7 protein-coding genes are annotated in these 5,884 nt (G+C 60.1%); 1 reads left to right on the top strand and 6 read right to left on the bottom strand.

Translation table 11 applies throughout. The annotated features are described in order from the left end of the window. The 5 genes from ACIQ47_RS14205 to ACIQ47_RS14185 all read right to left on the bottom strand — a co-directional run. On the bottom strand, positions 1–195 hold a 195-nt coding region (locus ACIQ47_RS14205; protein ID WP_396438727.1), incomplete at its 3' end, for a hypothetical protein. Positions 196–377: 182 nt separating this feature from the next. Beyond that, positions 378–722 (bottom strand): c-type cytochrome, encoded by a 345-nt coding sequence (locus ACIQ47_RS14200; protein ID WP_396438726.1) that lies wholly within the window; start codon positions 720–722, stop codon positions 378–380. 66 nt (positions 723–788) lie between these two features. Beyond that, positions 789–2,072: a PQQ-dependent sugar dehydrogenase gene (locus ACIQ47_RS14195; protein WP_396438725.1), complete on the bottom strand. Its 1,284-nt coding sequence runs from the start codon at positions 2,070–2,072 to the stop codon at positions 789–791. Between the two features lie 287 nt (positions 2,073–2,359). Beyond that, positions 2,360–3,166, bottom strand: a complete 807-nt coding sequence (locus ACIQ47_RS14190) for an ABC transporter permease (RefSeq protein WP_396438724.1) — start codon at positions 3,164–3,166, stop codon at positions 2,360–2,362. Between the two features lie 2 nt (positions 3,167–3,168). Then, positions 3,169–4,098 carry an ATP-binding cassette domain-containing protein gene (locus ACIQ47_RS14185; RefSeq protein ID WP_396438723.1) on the bottom strand — a complete coding sequence of 310 codons (930 nt, stop codon included), beginning with the start codon at positions 4,096–4,098 and terminating at the stop codon, positions 3,169–3,171. A 93-nt stretch (positions 4,099–4,191) separates the two neighbouring features. Between ACIQ47_RS14185 and asd the strand changes: the two genes are divergently transcribed. Then, the gene (asd, locus tag ACIQ47_RS14180; protein WP_396438722.1) at positions 4,192–5,055 is read left to right on the top strand and encodes an archaetidylserine decarboxylase; all 864 of its coding nucleotides are present in this window, start codon (positions 4,192–4,194) and stop codon (positions 5,053–5,055) included. A gap of 28 nt (positions 5,056–5,083) precedes the next feature. Here asd and ACIQ47_RS14175 read toward each other — a convergent pair. Further along, positions 5,084–5,884 (bottom strand): aromatic ring-hydroxylating dioxygenase subunit alpha (locus ACIQ47_RS14175; RefSeq protein WP_396438721.1); only part of this gene is annotated, 801 nt, incomplete at its 5' end.

Below are 5,884 nucleotides of genomic sequence, written 5' to 3'. Positions count from 1 at the left end.
GGCGCTGCGCCACAAACCGCCGCTACCGCGCTCGGCGCTGACCACCACGGGAGACAAGGCCCCTGCGTCGGCCGCTTCTGGCGTGGTCGATTGCGCTTGAGCGCCAGCGGCACACATCAGGGCGATGGCCCAGGTCACAGGGGCCAGCCGGGCAGAATCTGAGGGGTTCTGGCTGGTGCGGAGGGAAATGGTCATGGGGACGGATTTCATGATCGTGTGGGTTGCCAGCGGGTGAGTGAAATTGCCGAGGGTTCAAGGACTTGAGCCTGTGTCCACCTTCTCTAGAAACCATTTTCCAGTGAACCCTGGAACTGTGTCGACGCCAAAAGACAGCGCACGCCTGCATTCGAGACTGGATACTCGCGCTGGGATGGTCCTCAGCGGGGTTGCCCAACCTCGATCGGAATCGACGCATACCATGCAGCCAAATTCTCTATTTCCTTGTCGGTCAGTGGCTTAGCCATCACCGCCATGACTTCGTTGGCCCGTTTGCCGCTGCGGTATTGCTTGAGCTGCTCTTCAATGTAAATGGCCGGTTGCCCCGCCAGGTGGGGGGCGTTGGGCATGGTGGACAAGCCCAAGGCTCCGTGACAGGTCACGCACATGCCTGCCTTGACCTGCCCCGCTTTGGCGTCTGCCGCCTGGGCCTGCAAAGCCAGACCCGGGCTCATGACCAGAGCCCAGCCCAGTTTCTTGAAACTGATTGCTTTTGCTGAAAACATGTTCGACCTTTTCATCCTTGAAAGAAAGGCACCCGCAAAGCGCGGGTGCCTTCATCGAACACGGCATCAGTTGCCGTAGGTCACGCGGTAAATCGCACCCACGAAGTCGTCCGAGATCAGCATGGAGCCGTCTTTCATGACCGCCACATCCACCGGGCGACCGATGTAGGTGCCGGTTTCAGGGCTCAACCAGCCTTCGGCAAACACCTCGGACTTGTCGGCCGTGCCGTCAGCCTTCAGCGAAACGAAGTTGATCAGCGCGCCGCTGGCAGGGCTGCGGTTCCAAGAACCGTGCGAGGCCACAAAGATGCCACCACGGTATTTGGCGGGGAACTTGTTGCCGGTGTAGAAGGTCATGCCCAATTGCGCTTGGTGCGCCGGGAATTCGATCTGGGGGAAGACCGCATTGGCGGGCTCTTTCATGTCCTTCAAATCGGGCGCAGCAGCGGAACCCGCCACCTTGAACTTGCCATTCCAGTAAGGATAGCCAAAGTGCTCGCCCTTTTTGGTAGAACGGTTCAACTCACCAGGCGGGACGTCATTGCCCAGACCATCGGTCTGGTTGTCGGTCCACCACAGGGTGCCGTCTTTGGGGTTGAAGTCTTGGCCCACTGAATTGCGCCCACCAATGCTGAAGACCTCGCGGCCACCGCCACTGAAGGGGTCCATGCGCACGATGCCACCAATGCCCAGGCGGTTGAACTCGTCGACCTTGTCAGCAGGCTGCACGTTGAAAGGCTGGCCCAGCGTGATGTACAACTTGCCGTCAGGACCGACTCGGCAGGTGCGCGCACCGTGGTTGTAAGACTCGTGTTCGGTCGGGATCAGTTTGCCCTGCGGCACCACTTCGATCACCGCCACATCCGGACCTTCGTAGAAGAATTCAGCGGCTGGGAAGTTCAGCACGCGGTTGTGTTCAGCCACAACCAGGAAACCGTCCTTGGTCCAGCACACGCCATTGGGCACCTTGAAGTTGAGCGATGGCGCAAACGACTTCACCTCATCGGCAATGCCGTCGCTGTTGCGGTCCGTCACAGCCCACACGGTGGTTTTGCGGGTGCCCACAAACAGCATGTTGGTGGAGGGCGCGATGGCCATGTGGCGCGCATCGGGCACCACGGCGTACAACTCGATCTTGAAGCCATCGGGCAACTTGATCTTTTTCAGGTTGTTGCGGATCGCATCGGCGTTGCGACCGGTTTGCGGCACCACCGGGATGTTCAGATCGGTCGTGGCGACCTTCATCTGCTTCATGGTGTTGAGGTTGTCTTTGCCGGACTGGGCATGCACCCCAGTGGCCAGCGCGGCTGCGAGCAAAGCAGCACTGAGTCGGTTCATTTTCATCGTCATCTCCCGTTGTTGATCTGTGAAGTTGATGGCTTGTCGACGTTTGATAAAACCCTTGCAAAAGAATTATCAAATGCCAATTTATGACAACTAAAGAACAAAAATACTGGTGATTACCCGCATTTCACGCGGAAAAACAAAACTCAAGCCTGAAAAAAATTCCCCGATTTTTTGAAAAAAATTAAATTCCCATGTTTCAGACGCTCTTTTCGGAAACAGCGATCCCTTGTCGCTCATGCAACACGGTCCACATTTTTTCCAGTGCTTTTGTCATCTCTGCCGGCCAAGCGTCAACTGCGAAAACGTTTGCGCGTCAAGGCCAACGCAATCCAAAACGACACCCCCGCAAACAGCGCCAGCACCCCCACCAGGCGCACAGGCTCGTCAGGCCAGCGGTCCAAGAACATCGGGCGCACCAAATCAACGGCCACAGAGAGGGGCAGCCAATCGGCGATCACGCGCACAAACGCGGGCAGTTGCTCACGCGGAAAAAAGATGCCCGAGAGGAACATCATGGGCGTGAGGAACAGGGTGAAATAGTAGGTAAAAAAATCGTAGCCTTTGGCCAGCGCGTTGAAGATCAGCGCCATGCAGCTGAAGGTGATGCCCACGCCCAGCAACACGGGCCAGGCCACCAGCAGCTTCCAGCTGTGGCTGATGCCCAAAGCGAGCATCACCAGCAAAATGGCCGTGACGCTGAACAGCGCCTTGAACGCGGCCCAGAGCATTTCGGCCAGCACCACGTCATCCAGCCGCACCGGGGCGTTCATGATGCCGTCCCAGGTTTTTTGCACATGCATGCGCGAGAACGCCGAATACAAGGCCTCAAAGGTGGCGGCGTTCATGGCGCTCATGCAGATGCTGCCGCTGGCCAAGAACAAAATGTAGGGCACCTTCTCGCCGCCCATCTCGACCTGCCCAATGAGCGCGCCCATGCCATAGCCAAAGGCCACCAGCCACATGAGTGGCTCGGCGATGTTGCCCACCAAGCTGGGGATGGCGAGTTTTTTCCAGACCAGCCAGTTGCGCTGAAACACAGGCCACCAGCGCATGGACAGGCGGGGCGCGGCCCAGATGTTGTTGTGGATTTGACTCATGATCAGCCTTCTTCCCGAATCTGGCGTCCGGTCAACTTCAAAAACAGGTCTTCCAAATTAGAAGGGCGGTGCAAGGTGCGCATGGCGGGCCAAGCTTCCAAGGCGTGCATGAGTGCCCGGCTGTCTTGGGTGTAGAAGAAAACCGTCTCACCGCTGACCTCAACCCGACCGGCCAGCGCCTTCAAATTGGCCTCTTGCGCCAGCTGCACAGCGCCTTGGCCAAAGACCTCCACCACGTCGGGCTCCAGGTGCTCGGCGATCAAGTCACGCGGTTTGCCTTCGGCGATCTTGCGGCCTTGGTCCAGCACCAAGAGGCGTGAGCACAGGCGCTCGGCCTCGTCCATGAAATGGGTGGTGAGCAAGATGGATTTGCCTTCTTGCAGCAGCAACTGCAGCCGCTCCCACATCAGGTGCCGCGCTTGCGGGTCCAGGCCCGTGGTGGGCTCGTCCAGCATCAAGAGCTGCGGGTGGTTGATGAGGGCGCGCGACAAACTCAGGCGACGCTTCATGCCGCCCGACAACTCACCGGGTTTGGCTTTGGCTTTGTGGCTGAGCGCGCCAAACTCCAGCAGTTGCGGAATGCGTTCGCGGATCACGGCGTCGGCTATGCCAAAGTACCGACCAAACACCAGCAGGTTTTCTTCTGCGGTGAAGTCCGGGTCCAGCGTGTCGGATTGCGCCACCACGCCCAAGCGGGCTTTGATGGCAAGGGCGTCACCCGGCATTTGCAGACCATTGAAGTAGCGGATCTGACCGCTGCTCGGCTCGGACAAGCCCAGGCACATGCGCAGCGTGGTGGTTTTGCCCGCACCGTTGGGGCCGATCACGCCCAGGCATTCGCCGGGGTTGATGTGGAAAGACAGGTCATTGACCACCGTGGCGTCGCCGTAGCGTTTGACCAGGTGGCTGACCGATAGCAAGGGGGTGTTCATGCCCGGATTGTGCCCGTGACCACATGCCTGAGCAGGTTTGCGGGTGACCGATAAAATCAGGGCCTTCTCCTGCACCGCGCTGGCGGCCCCTTCATGTCAAGTTCCCCCTCTTTTTCGGATCGCCTGGCCGTCCTGCCGCAATACCTGATGCCCAAACAAGCCCTGACCGCCTTTGCCGGCTGGGTCGCGGACAGCCAATGGGGCGGCGCGACCACGGGCATCATCAACTGGTTTGTCAAGCGCTACAACGTGAACATGATGGAGGCCGCCAACCCCGACACGACCAGTTACAAGAGTTTCAACGAATTCTTCACCCGCCCGCTCAAGGCCAGCGCTCGCCCATTGGCCACCGCAGCGTATGTCAGCCCGGTGGACGGGGCCATCAGCCAGTGCGGCCCGATTGCGGGTGACCAAGTCTTCCAAGCCAAGGGCCACAGCTACAGCACCCGCGCTTTGGTGGGCGGCGACGCGGCCTTGGCGGCGCAGTTTCAAGACGGCGAATTTGCCACGTTGTACCTCAGCCCACGCGACTACCACCGCATCCACATGCCTTGCGCGGGGCGCTTGACCCGCATGATTCACTTGCCGGGCGATTTGTTCTCCGTCAACCCGACCACCGCCTGTGGCGTGCCTGGCCTGTTTGCCCGCAACGAGCGGGTGGTGTGCGTGTTTGAGAGCGAGCACGGCCCCTTTGTGATGGTGCTGGTGGGGGCCACCATTGTGGGCAGCATGGCCACCGTGTGGCACGGCGTGGTCAACCCGCCGCGCCCAGGCACAGTGCGCGAATGGACCTACGAAATGGGCAGCATCTCCTTGGCTCAAGGCGAAGAGATGGGGCGCTTTTTGCTGGGCTCCACGGTGGTGATGCTGTTCCCGAGCGGGGTGATGCGGTTCAACCCCGACTGGACACCGACCCGCCCCATCGTCATGGGCGAGGCCATGGGCACAAGCGCCTGAAACGCTGGCGCATCAAGCCCTGGTCGGCTCAGGCCTTGGCTTCTTTTTGCTGGCGCGCCAACACATGGCGGCGCATGGCCACCGCAGGGGCATCGGCAACGACTGAGAATTCGTACAAATCTTCGGCGAGCGTGCTGGCCAAGGCCAGTTCCTGCAGCGCCAAGCCGTCGACATCTTCCTGAAAAGCCACGAACAGTTGATCGTGCATGAAGCGGGTGGTGCCTGGATCGTCCAGCGCAAAGTCTCGCCCGTGCACGATGAAGTAATGCGTGCTGGTGGCGGTCTCGGGCGTAGGCATGTGAGCCGTGCGGATGCGAAACTGCGGTCGCTCCGTCTCGCTCAGATGGCAGTCGTAAAACAGCACCGACACCTCGTGCAGGCCCAGACTGCGGAACTCGGAGCGCACGATGCGGGCCGCCTGGCCCTGACCCGTCAGGCCGGTGGGAACGCCCCACACAGGCGGCAGCGTGGTCGGCACCACGTTGCGCAGCAAGGCAAATTGGCCATCACCGATTTCCGTTTCGAACGCGGCTTTGGCGTAATCGGGCGTGCCGAAACTTTTGGCGTGTAAAAAGCTCAAATGCGTCAAATCCAGAAGGTTTTCGTGCAAGCGCACGTAGTTGGCCTGCAAACTCAGATAGCCCTGTGAGCGTTCCCACTGGGCGTCGGCCATCCAGTCTTGCGCGGGAAGTTTGGACGCATCGGCCTGCTCGGCCTGACCCATCCAGATCCAGACCACCGCGCCGCGCTCGATGGTGCGGTAGGTCCGGATGCCCATGTTGGGTGGGCAGGTTGACTGAGAGGGCACCTCAATGCAATCGCCCTCGGT

The organism is Limnohabitans sp. (genome assembly GCF_044373035.1).
Lineage (GTDB): Bacteria > Pseudomonadota > Gammaproteobacteria > Burkholderiales > Burkholderiaceae_C > Limnohabitans_A.
This window is presented reverse-complemented; position numbering and strand designations above follow the sequence as displayed.